At 57.7% G+C, this 21,715-nt stretch carries 19 protein-coding genes; 10 read left to right on the forward strand and 9 right to left on the reverse strand.

Features of this window, described 5'->3' with window-relative positions; translation table 11 throughout:
• The first annotated feature begins 7 nt into the window (after nt 1-7).
• The 3 genes from NKL06_RS31625 to NKL06_RS31635 all read left to right on the forward strand — a co-directional run bounded on the left by NKL06_RS31625 (nt 8) and on the right by NKL06_RS31635 (nt 2,422).
• Nucleotides 8-334: a conjugal transfer protein TraD gene (locus NKL06_RS31625; protein ID WP_023690719.1), complete on the forward strand. Its 327-nt coding sequence runs from the start codon at nt 8-10 to the stop codon at nt 332-334.
• A gap of 1 nt (nt 335) precedes the next feature.
• Nucleotides 336-584, forward strand: a complete 249-nt coding sequence (locus tag NKL06_RS31630; RefSeq protein ID WP_023690718.1) for a conjugal transfer protein TraD — start codon at nt 336-338, stop codon at nt 582-584.
• A gap of 641 nt (nt 585-1,225) precedes the next feature.
• The gene (locus NKL06_RS31635; RefSeq protein WP_352581544.1) at nt 1,226-2,422 is read left to right on the forward strand and encodes an IS256 family transposase; all 1,197 of its coding nucleotides are present in this window, start codon (nt 1,226-1,228) and stop codon (nt 2,420-2,422) included.
• Between the two features lie 187 nt (nt 2,423-2,609).
• Here NKL06_RS31635 and NKL06_RS31640 read toward each other — a convergent pair whose 3' ends face one another.
• Nucleotides 2,610-3,404 (reverse strand): hypothetical protein, encoded by a 795-nt coding sequence (locus NKL06_RS31640; RefSeq protein WP_023701627.1) that lies wholly within the window; start codon nt 3,402-3,404, stop codon nt 2,610-2,612.
• 391 nt (nt 3,405-3,795) lie between these two features.
• On the opposite strand from NKL06_RS31640, the gene NKL06_RS31645 reads away from it, so the two are divergent.
• On the forward strand, nt 3,796-4,155 hold the full coding sequence (locus NKL06_RS31645) for a hypothetical protein (RefSeq protein WP_156939188.1): 360 nt from the start codon (nt 3,796-3,798) through the stop codon (nt 4,153-4,155).
• Between the two features lie 428 nt (nt 4,156-4,583).
• Here NKL06_RS31645 and NKL06_RS31650 read toward each other — a convergent pair whose 3' ends face one another.
• The 3 genes from NKL06_RS31650 to NKL06_RS31660 form a co-directional block, all read right to left on the reverse strand.
• Nucleotides 4,584-5,906 carry an HlyD family type I secretion periplasmic adaptor subunit gene (locus NKL06_RS31650; protein ID WP_023694806.1) on the reverse strand — a complete coding sequence of 441 codons (1,323 nt, stop codon included), beginning with the start codon at nt 5,904-5,906 and terminating at the stop codon, nt 4,584-4,586.
• Nucleotides 5,903-7,510, reverse strand: coding sequence for an ATP-binding cassette domain-containing protein (locus NKL06_RS31655; protein ID WP_198021028.1), 1,608 nt, complete (start codon nt 7,508-7,510; stop codon nt 5,903-5,905). Before NKL06_RS31655 ends, NKL06_RS31650 begins: the two co-directional genes overlap by 4 nt.
• 95 nt (nt 7,511-7,605) lie before the next feature.
• On the reverse strand, nt 7,606-9,186 hold the full coding sequence (locus NKL06_RS31660; protein ID WP_023694804.1) for a hypothetical protein: 1,581 nt from the start codon (nt 9,184-9,186) through the stop codon (nt 7,606-7,608).
• Nucleotides 9,187-9,596: 410 nt separating this feature from the next.
• Here NKL06_RS31660 and NKL06_RS31665 point away from each other — a divergent pair, with 410 nt between their 5' ends.
• The 6 genes from NKL06_RS31665 (at nt 9,597) to NKL06_RS31690 (ending at nt 18,347) form a co-directional block, all read left to right on the forward strand.
• Complete coding sequence (locus tag NKL06_RS31665) at nt 9,597-11,606, forward strand: ATP-grasp domain-containing protein (protein ID WP_245271439.1); 2,010 nt, start codon at nt 9,597-9,599, stop codon at nt 11,604-11,606.
• A gap of 16 nt (nt 11,607-11,622) precedes the next feature.
• Nucleotides 11,623-12,075, forward strand: coding sequence for a hypothetical protein (locus tag NKL06_RS31670; protein ID WP_023701630.1), 453 nt, complete (start codon nt 11,623-11,625; stop codon nt 12,073-12,075).
• Between the two features lie 225 nt (nt 12,076-12,300).
• Nucleotides 12,301-14,478, forward strand: a complete 2,178-nt coding sequence (locus tag NKL06_RS31675; protein WP_198027102.1) for a CapA family protein — start codon at nt 12,301-12,303, stop codon at nt 14,476-14,478.
• Between the two features lie 128 nt (nt 14,479-14,606).
• Entirely contained in the window at nt 14,607-15,488 is an 882-nt protein-coding gene (locus NKL06_RS31680) for an alpha/beta hydrolase (RefSeq protein ID WP_156939186.1), read from the forward strand.
• 182 nt (nt 15,489-15,670) lie between these two features.
• Complete coding sequence (locus tag NKL06_RS31685; protein ID WP_023694800.1) at nt 15,671-16,876, forward strand: TadE/TadG family type IV pilus assembly protein; 1,206 nt, start codon at nt 15,671-15,673, stop codon at nt 16,874-16,876.
• Nucleotides 16,877-17,228: 352 nt separating this feature from the next.
• Nucleotides 17,229-18,347 (forward strand): phosphatase PAP2 family protein, encoded by a 1,119-nt coding sequence (locus NKL06_RS31690; protein ID WP_156939185.1) that lies wholly within the window; start codon nt 17,229-17,231, stop codon nt 18,345-18,347.
• A 172-nt stretch (nt 18,348-18,519) separates the two neighbouring features.
• On the opposite strand, the gene NKL06_RS31695 is transcribed toward NKL06_RS31690, so the two are convergent.
• Genes NKL06_RS31695 through NKL06_RS31715 form a run of 5 tightly spaced genes read right to left on the reverse strand, consistent with a single transcriptional unit; the run spans nt 18,520 to nt 21,697 of the window.
• Nucleotides 18,520-19,155 (reverse strand): phosphatase PAP2 family protein, encoded by a 636-nt coding sequence (locus NKL06_RS31695; RefSeq protein ID WP_352581549.1) that lies wholly within the window; start codon nt 19,153-19,155, stop codon nt 18,520-18,522.
• Nucleotides 19,104-19,589: a hypothetical protein gene (locus tag NKL06_RS31700; protein WP_352581551.1), complete on the reverse strand. Its 486-nt coding sequence runs from the start codon at nt 19,587-19,589 to the stop codon at nt 19,104-19,106. The genes NKL06_RS31695 and NKL06_RS31700 overlap by 52 nt, the downstream gene beginning before the upstream one ends.
• A 25-nt stretch (nt 19,590-19,614) precedes the next feature.
• Nucleotides 19,615-20,154: a prepilin peptidase gene (locus NKL06_RS31705; RefSeq protein ID WP_023673358.1), complete on the reverse strand. Its 540-nt coding sequence runs from the start codon at nt 20,152-20,154 to the stop codon at nt 19,615-19,617.
• A 1-nt stretch (nt 20,155) separates the two neighbouring features.
• Nucleotides 20,156-20,695: a tetratricopeptide repeat protein gene (locus NKL06_RS31710; RefSeq protein WP_031210771.1), complete on the reverse strand. Its 540-nt coding sequence runs from the start codon at nt 20,693-20,695 to the stop codon at nt 20,156-20,158.
• A gap of 51 nt (nt 20,696-20,746) precedes the next feature.
• The gene (locus NKL06_RS31715) at nt 20,747-21,697 is read right to left on the reverse strand and encodes a type II secretion system F family protein (protein WP_023701634.1); all 951 of its coding nucleotides are present in this window, start codon (nt 21,695-21,697) and stop codon (nt 20,747-20,749) included.
• Nucleotides 21,698-21,715 lie beyond the last annotated feature (18 nt).

A 21,715-nucleotide genomic window follows, 5' to 3' on the forward strand; every position in this document is an offset into this window, starting at 1 on the left:
GACAACCATGCGCAAACCAAGGGACTTCGACGCCGAACTGAAGGCGCTGGAAGAAAAAGCGCGAGAGCTCAAGACGCGAAAAGTCCAGCAGCTTGGTGAGCTGGTGCTCACTACCGGCGCCGATCAGCTCAGCACCGACCAACTCGCTGGGGCCCTGGTCGCGATCGCAGAAACGAAAGACACCGCAAAGCGTGAGGCATGGGCCAAGCGTGGGGCAACGTTTTTCGAGAGCCGGCCACGACGAGCTGCTCCGGCATCTCAGCGCAACCCTCGCAGCGCTCCAACGCAACCGGGCAGCACACAATCGACAGCAAGCGGCACGGGCTCGGCATGACATGAGCACGTGGCAGGTCGAACGCCGCAAGCGCACCCGGCATCTGATTGAACTCGGCGGTCTTGTCGTCAAGGCAGGCATCGTCGATCTGACCAATGACGATCGCGCTACCATCTACGGCGCGCTACTCTGGATAGCGGCAAAGCTGCAAAGCCATGAAGGTGAGCATGCGCGCGACCTGTGGACTGCGAAGGGAAAGCACGCATTCGATGCGGAGCGGCATGAAGATGTCGACCGACCTCTCGTTTAGTGGAACGATGCTTGGAACGAACGTCGGCGTCGCAACCAGCGCCTCCGCGATCTGGAGCATTGCGGTTGACTTTCCCGTACCGGGAGGGGCTGCGATCAGCAGCTCGCGCTCGATCGCCAGGCCGGCTGCCAAACTCTCGGGTGTTACCAGTCCGCCGCGATCATGGCCTTGGATCGCGAGGCTTACCGCGATCGGTTGCTTGGGGAAGTCTCCAATCTCTTGAACTTTGCCAAATCGGCCGCCGCTGCGGTCCAAACCTGAGTGTCGCCGCCTTCCGACGCCGGATTGGCAGCGGCCGCCAGCCGCCCAATCGAAAGCTCCACAAACGCCTGATCGTGCGCTCTCCGTTTCCAGTCCCTGAGAAGCTCTACAGTGTGATAAGCGGGATCAGAATCGATCAGCTTGCCGCAGTTCTAACAGAGCCAAATCCCATTTTCGGAACCTGCACGCTTCAGTGGTAAGGGTTGCCAAATAACGTTGCAGCCAACATGTGGTCCGACCGAATGAAGAAGTACGCTGCCTAGACACCTCGCAACTCATACCGGTAGTGTGCTGAGAGTTCTGCAAATTCGCTGAGAGGGGGCGGTCATGGCAGGCTGGTGATTGTTCACGTCACCTGATTCCCGCGAAGGAACGCCACCATGACCAAGACTGAAGTTAAGACCGCCAGCGCTGCCGTCAAAGACATTTTGCTTTCGAACCCGGATGGATTGCACGAAGTGCTCCGTGCGGTGATACAGGAGGTGCTTGAGGCCGAGATGGACGAGGCGCTGGGTGCCTCGAAGAGCGAGCGCACGCCCGAACGGCTTGGCTATCGCTCGGGCTATTACGGCCGTACCCTTGTGACGCGGGTCGGCAAGCTCGAGCTGCGGGTTCCGCAGGACCGGGCCGGGCGCTTCTCCACCGAGCTGTTCGAGCGCTACCAGCGTTCCGAGCGGGCCTTGGTGGCGACACTGGCGGAGATGTATGTGCAGGGCGTGTCGACCCGCAAGGTGAAGGCGATCACGGAAGAACTGTGCGGCCATGCCTTCTCGGCCTCGTCGATCTCGGCCATCAACAAGCGGCTGGACGAGAGCCTCGCTGCCTTTGCCAGGCGCCCCCTTCAAGAGCCGTTTCCTTACCTCATCCTCGATGCGCGCTACGAGAAGGTGCGTGAAGCCGGTGTTGTCATGAGCCAGGCGGTGCTGATCGCGGTCGGTATCGACTGGGACGGAAGGCGCCAGATCCTGGCCGTGGAGATGGCCAATCGCGAGAGCCGCTCGGCCTGGAGGGACTTCCTCGTCGGCCTCAAGGCGCGCGGCCTCAAGGGCGTCGAGTTGGTTGTGTCCGACGATCACGCCGGCCTGGTGGCAGCGATCGGCGAGGTGATCCCCGAAGCCGCCTGGCAACGCTGCTACGTGCACTTCCTCAGGAACGCGCTCGATCATCTGCCGAGGAAGCACGGCGACGACTGCCTGCAGGAATTGCGCTGGCTCTACGACCGGCGCGATCTCGCAGAGGCCAGGGCTGATCTTGCCGCATGGCTTGCCAAATGGTCGGCACGCTATCCGCGCCTGACAGGCTGGGCCGAGGATGCCATCGAACAAACCCTGACCTTCTTCAGGCTGCCGAGACAGCACCACAAGCATCTCAAATCCACCAACATGCTGGAGCGGCTCAACGAGGAAATCCGCCGGCGCACCTATGTCGTGCGCATCTTCCCCAACACCGAAAGCTGCCTGCGCCTGGTCAGGGCGTTGGCCGTCGAGACCAATGAAAACTGGATGGAGGCCAACCGATACATCAACATGGACGACCTGCGCGAGCACAAGAAGCTCGCTCTGCGCCAAGCCGCATGACCAGCATCATGGCCGCCCCATTTTGCAGAACTTGACGCACACAACCCTCTTACCCGTCGGATCGATCTTTCCGCTATCCGGATTTGAAAAGCTGCGACTGAAGAAGATGTTCACGGTCAGCTAAAAGCTGGCTCAGAACCTCGGGGGGTTGGATCAATTCGTGCTCTCAAACCAACCACTGACTTGACTACGTCCACCTACGCCCGCGCTTCTCGTAAGCCAATCGACCCGCTTCCATCGCATCCTCCAGCCCCGTGTCAAAGTCGTCGGAAAGGTCAAAGGTGATGGTCCTTGTATAGGTGCCGGGGATCGCCTTACCCTCATGGAAAATGGAGCGGAGAAAAGAAGATATCTCTGGGATTTTCTCCATCACCACCGCGACGCCTTTTGACAAATGTTTCGGAATCTCGAAACCCTTCGCAGGCGTTACAAAATGCATTGCCTCATCCCATTCGAGCAGCCGCGTAGCCCGAGCGGTGATCATTCGACAGACGTGTACAATTTCCTTTTGGGTCTCCTGGCACCCCCTAGCGCCCCACGCTTCCTTCAAGCGGTTGTTGATGAGGTCCCCCAACGATTCCGCTATCTTCGGCAGTTCGGGAATCTGGGCTCCCACCCACCTCAAGTAATGGTCCGGCTTCTGCTGCCCCACGGCTTTCGTGTAGGAGCCTGCGTGGAGGCCCTTCCACCGACGGAGAATCGGCGTGAACAGGTTGTCGAGCGCTTCAGCTGTGAGTTGATATTCCCAGCCCGGCGGTTTGTCCCTGATGATCTGCTGAGCAAATAGTGAAACGTCGGCGAAGTCATTCATTTGCCGCTCCTCCTCGCGCAGCCTAATCAGTTCCTTTGGTTTACCGCGTTCAGCCGTAATTTTAGCCTCGTGGGAGTTGCGCCAGTGGAAGAGCAAGTCTGGAGAGTAGTTGCGCTCCTCTTTGTCGATCACCGTGTGGCACATCACGCATAGCCAGATGCCGTTGCTCATGGTCGCCCTTGCGGCATCAGTCATTTCTTCACGGTACGAGCTTGCCCCCGTCTTGCGCCGTAGATGTGAGCACCCTCGCCAACAATAGTCGCTTTCATGTCCTCTGGATTCGGACCAATGGTCAGTGAATCACATTCAGGATTAGAGCATCGATACGCTGAGCGCTGGCCGAGCTTAAGCACAACCTTTGCCGAAAAATCGGGCGTCTGCAAACGGGGCTTCCGAAACTTGACCTTGGAAGACGTCACAAACCTAATCCTGACTCATGATTCCGAGCAGCGAAGAGTCTGCTGCCGATATCGAAAGAACAGCGAGACGCGCTGCCAAACTGAACCTTCCTATCACGACCAGCATTGGCGGTTCAGCAGCTTCAGGAAATTGTGGCCGCAGCATGAGTGACGCATTGGAGGCGCGAAGCGGCCAGCCGCCGCCCACTGCAATGCCGAATAGAACCATAAGTCCACTGCCATTATCCGCCATTGCCTGGACGGACTGGCGGCTGCATGCCACCTACGAACCGGCGCTCGCACGCTTCACGCATCTGGAGATCAGCGACGTGCGCGGGGGTGAAAGCTTCTTGCGTGTTCCGCTACGCCAAGGCGACATTGTTGTTGGCGATCGCGCCTACGCCCGCGCTCCATCCCTTGAAAAGGTGGTGTCGGCGGGTGCCGACTTCATCGTGCGCACGGGCTGGACCAGTGTTCGGCTGACCACACGACGGGCAACGGGCCGACTGGAACGCCATCTATGAGCCCATGCGGGCCTGGTGAGGTTTGCGAGATGAACGTGCTCGTGGAGCATTCGGGTCGCAAGGGACGAGGCAAGCCGCCCTTGCAGACAAGGCTCATCGTCAAGCGCAAGGATGAGAAGGCCACGCAAAAGGCCCAGAAGGCGGCAAGGCGGGCAATCAGCGCCGCTGCTCCAACAGGCTGCAGCCGATGACCCTCATTGCCGCGGGCTTCGTCGGCGGATTGGCTTTTGCGCCGTCTTGGTGGGTCGCAGACGTGACGAATGATTTCAGTGACGCGGGTGAGGATTTTTGTCGTCTTGGTGTAAAGTTGGCGCTTATGGGCTCTTCTCTCACCCCAGCAGGTGCACGCTATCTTTTGAGATGTGGAGGCGCTGAGCTTGCGCACCGCTAACAATCCACCCCAAAGACGGCTGCCCCGATAGCCAATCCTATTGTTCGCGCAGAGCCCGACCCATGGCAGCGTAGACCGGAGCGCTAAGATATTCCCATGCTGACCTCGCTCCAGTCTCGATCATCACTTGTGTGTTCATTCCGGCTTGCAATGCCACGGGCGTCGCCTTCAGGGACTGAGGTGTCAGAGCGATGCGAGCTGCATAAAATGCCTTGCCAGTGCGCGGATCGACCAGCCGGTCTGCTGAAAGGGTGCGGACATCACCGTTCATGGGCTGCTGATACCGCCTGCCCACCGCGCTGAGCCAGATGGTCGCGTGCAGCCCCACTTTCACCTGGTCGACGTCAAGCGGGTCCACGTTGGCAATCACGACGAAGTTGTCGTCGATGGGCACGATATCCATCAGAGGATCGCCTGCTGCTATTACCCCGCCAATGGTGTGAATCTTGAGCCCCACTATGGTGCCTCCGATGGGAGCGCGGATCTCGGTTCTTGTCATCACGTCATCGGCGGCGGCTATTCGTTGAGCGGATTCATATATCTTGGCACGCACCACCCCAAGCTCAGCGACAATGTCGGCCGCCGTGGATGCGTTAAGTTCAGCAACCTTGAACTTCGTCTCCTCCATTTTTTGCCTGGCAACGCCAATCGACGCGATATAGCCGCTCAGGTCGCCTCCCACATCCGCCTTTTCAGTCTCCAAATCTGTCAGGCGCGTCCTTACCACCAGCTTCTTTTGATAAAGGGCACGAACATCGCCCAGCTGCTCCTCGATCAACTCCAGTTTCCGTGTGGCCGCAGCCACCTGCCCTTCATAGCCCTCTATCTCCTTATGCAGGCTTCCGGTCGTTTGCTGCAGCAAGGAAAGTCTCTCACGAAGCAAGGTCTGACGTGTTCGAAAGATACTCTCCTGGCCGGAAACAGCCTCGGCCGCCATTTTACCGGGCTCCTTTAACTCTGGCGGAATCTCGATTGAGTCCTTGCCGTCTCTCTCGGCGATCAACCGTGCCTCGGTAGCTTTCGCCTCGTACCATTGCGCCTTGATCTCGTTCGCAGCGGCCGTAGAAGCAGTGCTCTGCAGCCGTACCAGGACCTGACTTGGCGATACGCGATCGCCCTCCTGAACCAATATCTCGGATACAATCCCACCTTCGAGATGTTGCACTGTCTTTACGTTTGAGGCTACCTCCACCAACCCATTGGCCACAATGGCGCCCTGGATTGGAGCCGCAACAAGCCACATGCCGGTCAGGGTCGAAAAAATTGCGATTATCGCGAAACCGAGAACAATGAAGTTGTTACCAAAGGGCGCAGGATCGTCTCCAGCTTGTTTGGCGTCAACGGCGAGCGGGACTGTCACTTGACGCTCCGCAACTCAGTTTTCTGAGGACGAACCGGGCGCTCCGTGGGATCGGAGAGCTCAGGCGTTCGGCCGCCCAGGATCAGCGTCCGGTCGATCAATCCGGCAAGACGGTTGGTTTGTCCCGACATTGTAATGATTACCGAGCATCCAGACTCCTTCATGACTTTCACCGCCGCTTCAAGCGCCCTTCTCGATGAGCTGTCAAAATTGGCGAAAGGCTCGTCCAGAACGATAAGTCTCGGTGCGCGAAACAGCGCCCTTGCAAGTGCAATTCGTTTCCGTTCGCTGCCGGACAGTCCGACCGTGTCGTCAAGCACGGTGTCATAGCCCTGGCCTAGGCGAATAATAACCTGGTGGATTCCCGCTATTTTTGCCGCAGAAACCACATCGTCTATAGAGCTTTGTTGAAACCGGGCAATATTCTGGGCGACGGTTCCCTCGAACAGTTCGACCTGCTGTGGCAAATAGCCAATAGCCTCGGCTCTAATATAATCCGGAAGCCGGGTGACGTTCATGTCTCCCAGGCGGACCTGTCCGGTCCGTGGCTTGAGCAAACCTATCAGGAGACGGGAAAGCGTTGTCTTGCCGGTAGCTGCGCGCCCGATGACCAATAGCAACTCGCCTGGCGCCAGCGACAGCGACAGTTTCCTGAATACGTCTTCTCGCGATCCCGCGTGCCTGAACGCCACTTCATCAAGAATTAATGTGCCGCGCGGAGTTCCAGGCAGCAACGACGGGCCTCCGTCCGACGGCTTGGCAAGGTCCGCCTTGATCTTTGCATATCCTTCCCGCGCTTCCCTGAAGCCTCTGAACTCTCCAACCGCCTTGCCCACCATCCTGTAGGCAAAATTGGCAATGAGTCGGGCTGCAAACAGGCCGCCGAGCGACGCTTGATCGTTCAGGAACAGCCATATGCCGGAGGCCAGCAGAATAATGTAAAGGCTCCGGTTCAGCACCCGGATCGCAGCATCGAGGCTCGATCCGCGGGCGTTGAGCCGGTCTCGTTGCAAGAAGCCGTCCACTCGGTTCCTGCCCCAGCGACCAGCGATCGCATCCGCCATTGCGAACGCGCTGACAACGTCTCTATGCCTATCCGCCGAGACCAACACCTCTTTTGCCTGCTTGACGGCATCACGTTCCGCCTGGCGGGGCTCTCGCGTGAAATTTTCTTTCAACAGGCCCAAGCCAATCAGCAAAAGTGTGGCTGCTATTGCGATCAGGAAGAGAACCGGATGGATGAAGTACACACACAACAGGAAAATCGGCGCCCAAACCACGTCCAACCAGGGAGATAGCCCGCGCTCAATAAAGCCCGCGACTTTCTCGATGCTGGCCAGCAGCGGCGGATTGGCGACACCTGACGTCAATCCGGCTTTCACGGACTGGCTGGTCAACTGGTGCTCGATCCATACGCTCCAACGCGAAAGCATGCGACGGCGAATGGTTTCCAGTGCGACGCCGGCTACCAGGGCGAGCAAGGCAGCCAGGGTCAGGATGACAAGGGTTTCAACGCTGCGGCTCGAGATGACCCGGTCGAATATCTGTATGAGATAGAGCGGGCCGGCAAAGCGCAAAACATTGATAAACACGCTGAATACCACCAGAGCCGCAAGGCCGGGTATCGACTTTCTCCACATTTCGCTGAGGGGGCCGCTATACCGACGCCTGCCTCGTGTGTTCATCGGGACACCGTCTTTCACGCGCGTCCAAGGGGAGCGTGCTGATCAGAATGCTCATTGAAGAGGCCAGAGAAATTCATGATCACCGCATCAATGTCATCATGAGCATCCAACGGCGGCGCCTCAAGTGCGTTTTGCAGAGGTCTGTCGTGATGATCGGCCGCCTCAAACATTGACCAGGTTTCATTCAGCAGGTAGGACATCCGGGCAGCCGGGAGCGGAGCGCAGCCGAGGGCCTGCAAGATGCCGCAGAGCGACGACTTGAGGGCACCGCGGCTTTTTGCCAGCACTGCTGCCTCTACTAGTTCCGTGGGCGCCTGCACCGACATGAATGTGGGGATAGAACCCTGGGAAGGCCGCTCAGGCAGAGTGACCAAGATGCTTCCGAATGGACTGGGCCACGTCGCCAGGCTGCCATTGGCATTTACTTCTCCAAGTTCGGCTACAATCAACTCGCGCGCGACCTTTGCCAAGAAATCAATCCGGAGTTGGTGAGAATGGGCTCGATCCACGCCGACCGGCATGGCTGCCTCCGACGATGCCGCAATGCGCCGCAGGTACGGGTTGTTGCTCTGCCCATTGGACAGTTTGTCCGCAGCGCGGGCCCTAAACACAGGACCGAGCGCGCCATCCTGGAGATCCCACGGGGAATAGCAATGCAGCCCGGTAGCTTCCTCAGCCTCTCTCACGCCAAGCGGGGATCGGCCAAGTCTGCCGCTGATGGCCAGCACCTTGTGGCCGGCAGCGCGCAACGTATCCACTCCATACTTTGCACCCATCGCGTCGTAGGACGCGAATATCGTGCCAAGAGCCATGCTGCGAAATGATTCCGCCAGAATTAACTCGGACGTTTCCTTCTGCTGCAGCCCGTCGGCAATCTCGATGACAGCAACGTCGCATCCATTTTCGGCAGCATGGTTCAGCAGGCGGAAAGCGCCCTTTTCGATCATTTCCACCGAGGCAAGATAGGTGGTTGCAAACCCGGCGTCGGTGAAATCAAGAACGATGTCAGCGCCCGCATCGCGCACAATCCAGGTGTCGCCACCGGACCCGGTTCCGGTAATCTTCAGCGCGGCAACCTTAAGCCCTGCTCTTTTGAAACCTCTTACCAACGACGTCGCCGTCAATGTCTTTCCCGCGTTCATGGATGTTCCCAGCGACAGGACAATCGGCAGAGAGGGGCGAAGGTCGTCGGAGCTGACCTTGTAATCCCAAACATTCAATCGGCGACCGAACTTGTCCCCGATCAGTCCGAGAGGGGTGATCTTTGTTGGCGCAATCATGCGATCATGTCTGGAAAGCTCACACGCTGCGATGCCCCCCCCCGCCACTAGGTCACATGGTCCGAGATCAGGGCCAATAACAGCTTCGAACTGGTCCGGTGCGTATCTGTTTCCATAACAAATGATTATCTCATCGCCGGGAAACATGATCGCCTTTCTCCCGTTGATCAGCTCCAATCTGCTGTGATTGCCGAGTTTGTCCACACGAGCCAGGACAAGATCGCCTGCGGTCGGCTGCAAGGAACCTGTGATCAACGTGCGCATGTGCGAGGCCGCGACCCGGCGAGTCGCGAACGAACGCTTGGCTTTCTTCATGCGCCCGCGCTGAATTCTACAAACAGACATGATACCCACCCCAACACTACTTCAATTACGCAGTTCGAGTCTTTTTATTTAAAACTTAATTTAAGATTTGTTTTCCTCTGGCTCCAACCTCCCTTTATTTTTTTGTTGCCTTAACCATTAGCTAACCATAATATAACTGAGGGTTGCGCGCAAGCGATGGAGGCAGGAACCTTTCGTAGAGCAGACGGAAGGTTAATTCGGGGGCAAAATGTATGGCTATAGTATGCCCAGTTGGGGAATTAGAGCCGTTTGAGATCACCGGGTTCAAGACGCTATCCGGCCTCAACGTGTATAACGCGAATACAGTCGTTAAATTGACGCTGAATTTAGGGCAACTGGCTACTGCCCGCGTCTCCGGTTTTACTCATGAGGTCCGATTGGTGCTTTCCGATCTCTTTCCGGAGTGCGAGCAGGATGCATCGGTAGCTTCGTATCTTGCTGATGCGATCCTGGCCGCGGACCTCGAGCTTCGCCGCGCGATGAATTTTTATTCGTTTCCAACTGTGGCCACGTTGGTGAGCGATCCGTCCGAGAGCAATTCAGTCATCGTCTGGGAGTCGGACGACCCGCAAATGTCGCGCGCGGCCGCGGCGGCTGTCGTTCATGCGGTCAGCGAGGCAACGCGAGATGGGGATGCCACATCGAAGTATTCCCTCGCACGGGAATTGAACCTGGAAAGAGCAAAGAAACGGCGACTTTCAAATTCGACCGCAGTGCTGGTTGCGGCCGCCAAGAGGAACCGCATCCCGTTCGAGTTTGTCGCGCGCAACCACCTTCGTCTCGGCCAAGGCAAAAACCAAAAGCAGCTCTTCTCGACGATATCCGGTTCGACATCGTTTGCGTCCGCGAAAGTGGCCCTCGACAAGAGGCTGGGCAACAGGCTTTTGGCGCAGGCCGGCTTGCCCGTACCGCGCCAGCTTACGGTTCGCAGCAAATCCGAGGCGGTCGCTGCCGCCAAGCAGCTGGGCAAATCTGTGGTGGTGAAACCCGCCCAAGGCAATCAGGGGCGCGGAGTTTCAGTCAAGCTGCGGGGACGCCGAGCTGTTGAAGCCGCGTTCGACATAGCGTGCCAGGTGGCTCAGTCTGACCGGTATGGCGTGCTGGTAGAAGAGTTCATCGCCGGCCCGGAGTATCGAGCGACGATTGTTGATTTTCGTGTCGTGGCGGCAGTCCTATGTTGCCCGCCGCAGGTTACTGGCGACGGCGAAAAAACGCTGCGCCACTTGATCGATGATTTGAATCGGGAACCTGACAGGGACGGCAGGCGTCTGTCGCGTCTGGAAATCGACGACGACCTGCTTAGACACCTGTCATTGCACCATCTTACGATGGAGACTATCCCGATTGCCGGGCAGCAGGTGGTTCTGCGACCAAACGGTCACCTCGCACGCGGAGGCGTACCGGTCGACGTTACAAACTCCGTCCATCCGGACAATCATAAGCTATGTGAACGTATCGCCAGGGTCATTGGGCTCAGTATTGCCGGGTTGGATCTGATCATGCCCGACATTGCGCAATCTCACAAAGATGTCGGGTGCACTGTCATCGAGGTGAACGCTAGACCAGGGATCGAGTTTCATCTTTGGCCGCGGGCCGGCACGGCAAGGGATGTGAGCGAGATAATCCTGGCCAATATGTATGACGATCCGGCTTCATCGGAAGTTGCCACGGTGCTCGTCCTTGGCGACCGGCATACCAGCATGGTGGCAAAAGCAATCGAGCACCGGTTCATGGCAGAGGGGCGGAGCATCGGCCTCTTGTCGAAGAAAGGCGCCTACATCAACACCGCACCACAAGGATTCAGCCAGCGGGCAACCCCGCAAATGCTGGCCAGGGATCCTTTGTTGGAAGCACTGGTTTATGCCGCTTCTCCAGCAAGAATCTCGGAGAACGGTCTCGGTCTGGGCGCTTGCCACGCCGTGTCGGTGACGGCGACGGACCTCGAGAATTGCGAGATTCTCAAAAACCTCGCCAAAGCAGTTCTGAACGCCGGTAACCATGGCTGTTTTATCGTCGACAATGAGGATTTCGTATCCCGCCAGGCGTTGTCGGCGCTGCCTGTTGAAAGATTGATTCTGACAAGTGCCGAGACTGAGCTTGGCCCTGATTTGCGGCGACATCTACAACGCGGTGGATTGGCTCTATCGATGCGGTGGAGCACCGATGGGTCCGGAGCCAAGATGACGCTTGCATCGGGATCTGGCGAGCTGGTTTCGGAACCTGCCACGTTTGCGTCGCGACCGCCGCAGCTCAAGGCTGCAATGCATGCAATGGCAATTTCGTATCTGGCAAAACGGGATGCATGGTTCGATGAGGTGGAGTCGCCACCTTCGAATCGACCTTACGCAATTGGAGTTCACCAGCAAGCAGGAGTTTCTCTGCTGAGGTAAAAAGGGAGTAGCGTTCATGGATACTGTTTTAGCAACTGCGACACCAAATGTTTCGCAAGGCGACGCGGCAGCACTCGTCGCCTTGGCCCTGCAACGCACCAAGAACAAGGCGGGGGAGCCTAGAACCCGTGCAAGGATGTCTTACAAGACATTCAGGCGCTTGACCGGGCGTCGTATAGGGGGGGCAAAATTTGTGCGGGAGTTCACTGCGGAGATGGTGAACCTGGGCTGGCTGATGGTCCGCATGCCGTCGGCGTATGGCTTCGTGCGCGCAGCGTCGCTAGACAAATGGCCGCTCACAAAATCGAATGTGGTCGCGAAGGAACTCAAGCTGATCGGTGAGGGATCGCTCTCGGAAGTGCTGGACAATGCACGGCGGGAGCTTGGCGAGGCTACTGACGCATCAGGTGCCCGCAATGGGTCGACCGGGAACAAGAAAAAAGACAGTAGTCCGATAGACACGCATTGACGGGAAAGCGAGGGTGAAGGCACCTCGGGGCAGCAGTTACTGCTTTGCGCACGGCATGACGGCGAAAGCAGTAAGCTCGACAAGGGAGTAAATATGGCGACTGGCTCTGTTTACGTCTGGGAGCCATGTGACTCGGACTTTACCGGCGGCCGCGTGTATCTGGCGGACGTCGAATTGCCCTATCTTTCCCAGCGCGCTGGAAGGCGGGGCCTGCGGGGGCGGTACGTGGACGTCATCAGCCATCCAGGCATGGAAGAGGATTGGCCGACTGGCCAGATGGGCGAGGTGTCGCCCGACGAGTATGGCAATTTTTCTTTCAAGCCGTCCGGCGATGGCGATTGCGGTGGATGGGAAAGCCGCGAGGCCGCCGCGGGCTTTGGCCAGGTCAACGTCTACTACCACGTCTCCTTGATGAGCCAGCGCATCAACGATGCACTTCGTTCATCTGGAATAGGCTCCCTGCCGAAAGTCAGGGCGATCGTCAATGCACGTCGGCCGAGCCCACGACCGGGCAGTCCTGAGGACACCAGCAGCTGGGTGCCGGTCAAAGGGGCCAGATATCGTTACCCAGCAAGAACGGAAAATCTCGACGACTTTTCAATGCCGCTTTGCGGAGAGTTACTTTTCGGTCCGGGGCACGGGGTCACCGCGGAAGGGTGGCTGCCACGAATTTCAGGCGGCACCTATCGCTGCGACCCATCCCACGACGCCGGCAAAATATACAAGGCGTTCGGGCTTCACGTCGTGCGTCATACCGCTGATGTGCAGGCCGACAGGTTGCGTGCACCGCGTGCCGCGTTCAGCAGACCGGGTGCCCTTGAATATGCCGTGAGCACTTATCTGGCCGCCTCCATGCTATCGAGCCCCCACGTCGGGTGCTGGCACGCTCGTCACGATGCTGAGTTTGTGCCTGCGGGCAGCCTTGCCAATGAGACCCGCATTGACGATGACGAAATGCAGCCGCAGGAGGCGCTGGTCGCACAAGCCCTCGCGGGGGCGATGTGGGATCTGCACAAAGTATTTCTCGGGCACGAATTTGCCTGCATGGAGTTGGTTGTTGGTGCCCTTTTGGAGCTTGGGCGACTATCTGACAGCCCCTTCGCTCCCTCCCGGGTCAAAACCAGGTCTATCAGATCATCACCACGCAGCTTTGTCTCGTGCCTTCTTCATACGGACAGCGTGGCGTCCGGCGGGCTTTACAAAACGCCGATCCGGGAGATCTTCGAGAAGCGCGGGATCGGTTTTAGTTCGCTTGTGACCGACATGCTGCTCGCGCCGTCAGTTCCGCCTCTCCCTCACCGCCTCAGCGGCTCTCTAGACGTGCAGCGCCATGTTGCCAAAATTCGCGAAAAGTTTCCGGAAGTCATAATTCCGGACGATGGCGATCTCCTCGACCCGGACCAACTTGAACTGTTCCTTTCATCGTCCACGACCGCACCATACCATCTCGCCGCGGTCGGAGACGTCATGACGGGCATGCGGATGCGCCATCGTATCCGCAGGTTCGGCCCGGACTATCCCCTCGCGTGGGTCAAGCCGATCTTTAGGCGCAGCGCTTTGATAACTGGAAACCTTGAAGGGCCGTTCGCCTCCACATCCGAGGAAGCAGATCCCAGTAAGAAATACTCATACAAGGTTGATCCCAAGTCAGCCGCTGTCTTACGCCGCGCCGGCTTTGCTGCCATGACCATTGCGAACAACCACATTCAGGACTGCGGTCCGGGTGGCGTAGTTGAGACGCTCGACACGCTGGAGCGACATTCTATCAAACCGTACGGTGGCGGTAGGAACCAGAACTCGGCCCACGATCCGGCGATTTTTGACGGCGTGGATATCCGAATCGGACTTCTCGGATATTACTGGAACGACCGAACGGCGGCTCGTGGCGAACTTCCAGGCTCCGCTCAAGATCTGCCCGAATTGGTCGAGCGTGACCTCGCACGACTGCGGCCGCTGGTCGATCGGATCGCGGTGATGGTGCATTGGTTTACTGCTACATACCGGCGCCAACCTACAGAGCAAAACCGCGTGAAAGCACGGCAGTTTATCGACTTCGGCGCCGACGCCGTCATCGGCCATCATCCACATATCCTCCAGCCGATCGAGATCTATAAAGATCGGCCGATACTATACAGTGTCGGCAATTTCGCCTTTGGGTCGGGAAGCAGCCGGGGTGAGTCTATCTTGCCGTGCTTCCACTTTGGTGCGCGGCAGATAGGTCTGGATATATACCCCGTTTACGCTCAAAACAGAGATCCGCGCCTCGACTACCAACCAAAAATAATGGGAGGGGCGGCCGGCCGGGCGACGATCGATCGGCTGCTCGATTTGTCGCCTGGACTGGGCAGTGCAGTAGCCGATGTCCAGGACAGATGCCTCAAATTGTCTATCCCCTCGTGCTGACGGCCAGCCTTCGGCAAGCGCCAAGTCCCCATGACTGAAACGAAGTCTTTACCGCCCAGGCGGTTTTGATTTGTTTAGAAATCTCTAATGGAATATGGCATCATGTGGATTGTCCATAGGAGCGACAGGTGCGATTTCTGATCCGTCTGTTGGCTGCGGCGGTGATGGCCTGCAGCCTGATTTACTCAGGCCCGGTGCTTGCCTGGAAGGTGGGCAAGGGTACGACCACAGCAACCATCAACGGGACGAAGCTGACGGTCTATACCTACCACCCCAAGAGCTGCAGCAATCCCGCGATTCTGTTCGTCTTCCATGGGTTGAGCCGAACGGCGTCTTCCTACAGGGACTATGCGCAGTCTCTCGCTGATCGAAACTGCCTGATCGTCATGGCGCCACTCTTTGACTTGGAAAGGTTCCCAAGCTGGAGCTATCAACGTGGGGGGATCGTCAACAGCGGCGCTATTCAGCCGCGAGAACGATGGACCGTCTGGTATGTGAAGGGCCTGGTGAACTGGGCGAGGTCGCGAGAAGGACTGCCGAACGCGCAGTATTACCTTTTCGGGCACTCCGCCGGCGGCCAGTTCACGTCTCGTGTTGCCGCATTCGCCCTAGCCGATGCGAAAAGATTGGTGGTTGCCAATCCGTCCTCATATGTTTTGCCCTCGCTGGCGGAATCCGTGGCCTACGGCCTCGGCTGCGTCTCCTCGGGATGCGTCTATACGCCGGATCAAGCCACCGAGGAGATGAAAGCGTATCTGGCCTTGCCGCTGACGATCTATCTTGGAGAGGACGATACAGGCGATGCCGAGCTGAACGAAGGTGCGGCCGCCATGCGCCAAGGGGCGACGCGGTTGGAACGGGGGCAGTACACATACGAGTTGGCGCAAGCTGTCGCTACCGCCAACGGGTGGCCCTTTAACTGGCGTCTTGTGATCTTGCCGGGCGTCGGGCATTCGGCAAGTGATATGTTGGGTTCGGATCAGGCAGCGAGCGCATTCGGACTCAAATAGCGGGATCTGCGGTCCTGTAGCTCGGCAAGATGTAGATACCTCGATGAGCGAGATAGCCTAGCGCGAGTCGCTTGGCCAAAGTTTGCGCAGCCTGCAGCGGAATGCAATTTAGTTAGGACATTCTAATTTAGTAAAGTTTAAACGCGATTCGATCTAGGCTGCTTCTCTGCGAGGGCATCTCAATGCGAAAGCTGAAGGACCTGCTGCTCGATAGGAGCGGAAACTTTGCCGTGGCAGCGGCGTTGGTGGCGCTACCGCTATGCTTGGTCTTGGGCGTGGCCATTGACCTTACCAGTGCCGTCACCTGGAAGTCCAGACTGCAAGAGTTGGCCGATTCAGCGGCTCTGGCAGCTATAGAGAGCGACGGTGGAGACGAGGAAGCCGTCGCGGCCGCCAAGAACATTGCGCTTGGCAACGGCTCTTTTGCGGTCGGCGGGGTGGTTGAAGTCGACATCACAACGCCCACTCCCGTGTCCCGGGAGGCAGCAGTTGAAATCACCGCCTCAATGCCGACGGACTTTATGAACCTTGCCGGCATTCGGGCGATCAGCCTTCACGTCACGGCAAAGGCACGAAAGGCGCCCCCGGAATACTGCATCTATGCTCTCGATCCAGAGTCAACCGGAGCGCTGAGTGTGACCGGGTTGGGAAAGGTGTCGGTGCCAAATTGTGGCATTCAGGTAAATTCTTCCAGCCCCGAAGCACTGAGACACGTTGGGGCCGGCAAAATCGCCGCGACAAAAATCTCGGTAGTCGGCAATTACCAAGGCGGCGGATACAGTGTTTCCCCGAAGACGAACCAGCCCTTCCTCGCCGACCCACTTGTCACCACACCAGAACCGGTTCCCCCGACCGGTTGCGATTACAGCAACCAGGCGCTCTCGGATGTCACCATTCCGGCCGGGCGGGTGTTCTGCGGAAGCATCGACTTCGGTGGAAAAATTGTGCTTTCCCCAGGCGTTCACTACTTTCACAATGCGATAGTCGGCATCAGCAACAATGCGAAAATAACAGGCAAGGAAGTCACCATATTCGTCGATTCCAAGTCCAGCATCATACAGGCAGTTGGTAACGGCGCCATGGAACTTTCCGCTCCTACAAGCGGCGTTTATACCGGCATTGCCATCTTCGGATCGCGTACCGCCTTGCCATTGTTGCCGACTATATCGCTCGCAATAAATAAGAATTACTGGGTAAATGGTACAATATACTCGCCAATGCACCACCTTAAAATGAAAGGGACCAATGACAAGAAGTTGGCTACCGGCCTGGGATGGATTGTTGCTTGGCAATTCTCTTACAATGGAGATTCGAGCGTCAACCTGGATGGCTACAGCGGCACCCCACCAAAGGGTCTCGGAGACGCAGCAATCGCGTTGCTGCAATAGATGGAGACGGTACCCGCTTCGTGGCTTCGAAGGTGCCCTTCCCCTGAGTTAGCGAACTCTCAAACGCAGTCCTTAACGGGATGCGACCACGCTTCTAAAGTCACCGTCGCGGGGTGACCGTCGTTTTCACCGATCTACGCGCCTTTACAGCATTCGCCGAGACTGCGAACCCGAGCGAGGTGCAGCAGGCTGGCGATGGTATTTGCAAAGACCTCTAGCCTCGCTGCTCTAGACGGCCATCGGTCTCTCCTTTCTGGCCATCGTAGTAGTTGCTTCTTAACCAAGTCGAGCGCATCCTCTCTCCCAGCTTGAGGAGCGATTTCCGCGTGAGCTTTTTGAGAATGCTTCTGATTTGCGCGATTGCGAGCGCCGGTGCCGGCGGGTTCGTCACCGTCGTCCAATACTTGATGTTTACCCCACCGGCTCCGGTCGCGGCCGACGCTCCGGTCCTTCTGAAGAAAAACCCGCCAAAGAAGCGAATATGGCGGCGAGCGCTGACCTAACTTCCGCACCGAGGATAGGGCTATCGGCAAAACTGGCGATCTTCGGCCTTTGCTACGCCGGCGTCGCGGCTGGCCTTTTCCCTGAAACCTACCTCGCGGCACTGGGAACGCAGCGGCTGCTGATCCTCTATTTCCTGCTGCCCTTCATCATCCTGCTCGGGATCGGCATCGCGGCACCATTCAGCGACCGACGAGCCCCGGCAACTTGGTTCCTCGCGAAAATCAGCTCCCGCTGGCGCAGCGCGACCCCCACCCTTGGTATCTTCATTCTCTGCCTGGCCGCCTTCACCACCTACAAGTATGAGCTTGCGCAGATGGTGCCGTTCTTCGCCGATCGGCAGCTTGCCGAAATCGATGCGGCCTTGCATTTCGGGCATGTCTGGAGTTGGGCGCGCTCGGTTCCCTTGCCAGGTGTTGTCGATCAAATCCTCTATGTCCTCTACGCCCAATTATGGTTCGTGGCCGTCGCCTTCGTGGTCGTCTCAGCCGCATGGATGGACGACGCCGCCAAGCGCCAGCGATACTTCTTGTCGCTCTCTGCGACTGCGGTCATCCTCGGCATCTTTGTGCGGATAATAGGATCATCCGCAGGGCCAATTTTCTACGACCGGCTGTTTGACCCGGACCTGTTTGACGATCTCACCGCCTCGCTTCGAAGCAGCAATGCAGGCCCGGCCATCCTGCGCATAAGCGACTATCTCTATTCGTCCTACACCAGCCGCCAGGCCTCGATCGGGACCGGCATATCCGCCATGCCAAGCTTCCATGTCGCCGTGGTTACGCTTAACGCGCTGCTGCTTAGCAGCATCAACCGGACGGCCGGCATCTTCGCCTGGCTTTACGTCGCAGCGATCATGTTCGGCTCGGTCTATTTCGGTTGGCACTATGCCATTGACGGCTATGTCTCGATCATCCTGGTGTGTCTGATCTGGCGTGCCACAGGAAAGCTTACAGGCGCAAAGCAATAACAGATTACATTTCGACGGAGCCACCGTTCGAGCGGCAGGCGCTGTTTCACGCAATACCAAGTCTCAATGTAGCCATGGCGCCCCTCAACACGCTATTGTTGGCGATTTGTAGGTGAGAAGGTGATCTCATTGGAATAGGAGCTAGCCGTGTACAATCGCGGTACAAGCAAGCTCAGTTTATTTCGACCCGACGATCTTTCATACCGATTTGAAGACAAGGCTGGGCGTTCGACAGTCGTCTTGAAATTGCCCAGATGATTGGCGTCATCAGCATGGAAGCGTATCCATCGACCGCATAGTGCCAGGCCAAGTGCACCGAGCCCAGCTGGATTGCGGCCAGAAACGCAATGCTGGCCCAGCGGAGCAAACGCCCGAAACGCCAGAGATAAATCGCGTTCAGGGTCGCGACAGCCACGTGCAACGACGGAAAGGCTGAAATGCCGCTGCCCACGCGTGGACCATCAAACCCGGCATCGACCAGCAGATAATTTTGCGTAACCAGCGCCGAGACGGTATAGGTCAAATTGGTCGACTGAAGGTAGTCCATCAGGGGAGAAAAGGTACCATCGCCGTAAAAGGGCATAAAGAATGCCGGCCCAACTGAAGCGAAGGCTGCCGCCAAAACGTTACCTATCAACACCCAGGTAAGGACAAACGCGACCAGAAACTGGGAACGCAGCCGTCCATTCCTCGCTGAAAAAGCGACGCAAAACAAAACGATGAAAACCTCGGCAAACCAGAGATTGTAAAGAACGTTCAGCGAAAAGGTGACAGGGCCAAAGCCAAGCATAGGATGAAAAACCTCCATGCATCGACCCCGCCATGAATTGCCCTGTCGATCGCCACCAGGGACGTGTCGGCGTAGAATGGTTGGATCCTGCTGAGTCCCCCCTTGATGCTGGTGAACATCGAGAAAAAGAGCGGGATGACGAGCGCAACGGGCAGTCCGAATGCAATTCGATCCGGCAGGTTGTTGGCCAGCATGAGATCCTTCATGGCACGTAACGGTTGCTCCGGCCGTTGAATAGTCAACCGAACCAGGACTACAGCGAGAAGGATCAGGGTTACGGCTGCCCCAAAAAATAAGAAATTCTTATTATATATTTTCAAGTTTATGACGATGTTCCAATGCGCCGCAGCAATAAGCGCCAGTAGAATATAGGCGAATACCGTCACGAAAAATGGCTGATTAGCGCGCCACGCCTCCGAAGTGGTACGGATCGCCAGCCGCGCTATCGACATGGAAGAAAATCTCCGGAACCAAGCGCTAGTTAAGCTGCCGCAGTATCCCAGAACTGCCCACCAGCGCCAGAGTGGCATAGATTTGGAACGCTATCGTGCAGATCGCAGCAGCTGAAATCGGCACGCCAAAAGGCACGACGCCCTTGCGGTCCAAGTGCTGTATATAGACCCGAAACGCGCCTGCCGGCAGCATGAAAGGGTTTTTCATGATGGCCACGGTGGCGACGGCGAAAACCAATAGAAGCACCGAGAACAGGGCGAGACCGTTTCCACCGGTCAGAAACGGAACGACCGCCATCAGCTTGACGTCGCCGGCTCCGACCTTGCGCAAAATCCAGAACGGAAAGAGCGCGACGAACAGCACAAATCCGGCGATTGCGCTCAATCCCATATCCCACCACGATCCGCTTGCTATGGAAACAAGCTGAAGCGATCCCAGCCCGAGACACAAGAGCAGCAGCACATCACGGTTGGATATCTTCTGGGCCGAGAAGTCTATCCAGGCGACCCATGCCAGCAGAGGGATCACAAGCGCCTTTATGGACAGCGACGCGGCAAACAACATCCTACCGCTCGATGTTCTGCACGCTGGACGATAGCAGCTTCAGATTGTTGACCACGGTCGGATCATTGGGCGCCAGTTCATAGGCCTTGAGGAAATTGCTGCGCGCGTCCTGCAGCTTGCCGCGCAACAGATAGGAATAGCCGACATTATTGTAATATTCGGGCGTCGCACCCAACAGCTTGAAGGCCCGGCCATAGGCCCGATCGGCAAGGTCGAAGCGATGGATCCGGTCGCAGGAGGCGGCCAGTCCCATCCAGGCGCCGCCATCATTGGGGGCAAGCTGCGTCGCCTTGAAGAACAGTGCGCCGGCATTGCCGTAATTTTCTGCACGAAACTGGTTCTTGGCCTCCGCGACCGCTTGGTCCGAGGCGTAGTATTCAACATCGCCGACCGTCTTCAACCCGTCGAACGCATCGCCAAAGGACGTTACGTCGCCTTTCGACGGCTCGTTGGTTCGAACGACGCCGTCCGCTCCGTTCGTCTGGCAGCCGGCGAGTGCCGCCATGAACAGGCAGGCCACGATTGCAATTGGCCTATTCATACAATCTCCCCGAGTCCCCCGACCGATATTAAGAACAGAGCATATACGCACCTAGAAGAAAATGCCCTTCATGCGAATGATCACCGGCAGCATGATTACCATCATCACCACCGGAAAGATGCACAGGCCGAGTGGGATCATCATTTTGACAGGCAAGGCGTTGGCGCGCTCTTCAGCCTGCAGAATCCTCTGGCTGCGCATCTCCGCGCTGTAGACACGCAGGGCGTCAGTCAGGCTGGTGCCCAGTTCTTCGGACTGCCGGAACAGCACGGCCAGCGCCCGCGCCTCGTCAAGGCCAATGCGGTCAGCCAGTTCGCGAAGCCCTTCCCGAAGTGGCTTGCCGGCGCGCAGTTGCAGATTCATGATCGTCAGCTGAATCCCCAGCCATTTGTGCGTGGCCGCAAGTTCCTGGCTTACCCGTTCGACCGCGGCCTCGAGGCTCATACCGGCGTCGGCGCAAGTGATCATCATATCCATGAAATCGGGGAAGGCGCGACGATAGATCTGTTTCTGTGAATTCTCGAACCGGTCCAGCATGATGCTGGGAATGACGATGCAGCCTAACCCAAACAAGGCCGAGCCCCCGAAAGTTAGGAATCCGGGCAGTCGTGGCGGCAGCACCCACGACAGCAGGGCATACATGGCCAGAAACCCTATACAAACCGCGCCGAGGCGACAAATCGTGTAGACGACAGGTGCACCCGCTCGATAAAATCCAGCGCGGAAGAGTTTCGCCTCCAGAGCATTGGGCTCGCTGCGTTCTTTTTCGATCGACTTGAAGTAAGCGTCGACCGGCTTCTGCGCCGCGATCTTGGCCAGGCGGTCCCGTCCCAGGATCGATCGCGGATCGACCGAGCCTTCGCCCAAAAGGCTGTCCGCGACCAGCTTTCGCGTTTGCAGTGCCGGCAGGAAGACCAGCGCCGCAAACAGGAACAGCGCCACCGCGGACGCGAAGACTGCGATGGATACAAAAAAGGTCAGGTCGTCGGTGTTCGAAAACAGATTTATGACTCGCTCCTG

It is taken from the genome of Mesorhizobium sp. C268A (assembly GCF_040324475.1).
Taxonomy (GTDB): Bacteria; Pseudomonadota; Alphaproteobacteria; order Rhizobiales; family Rhizobiaceae; genus Mesorhizobium.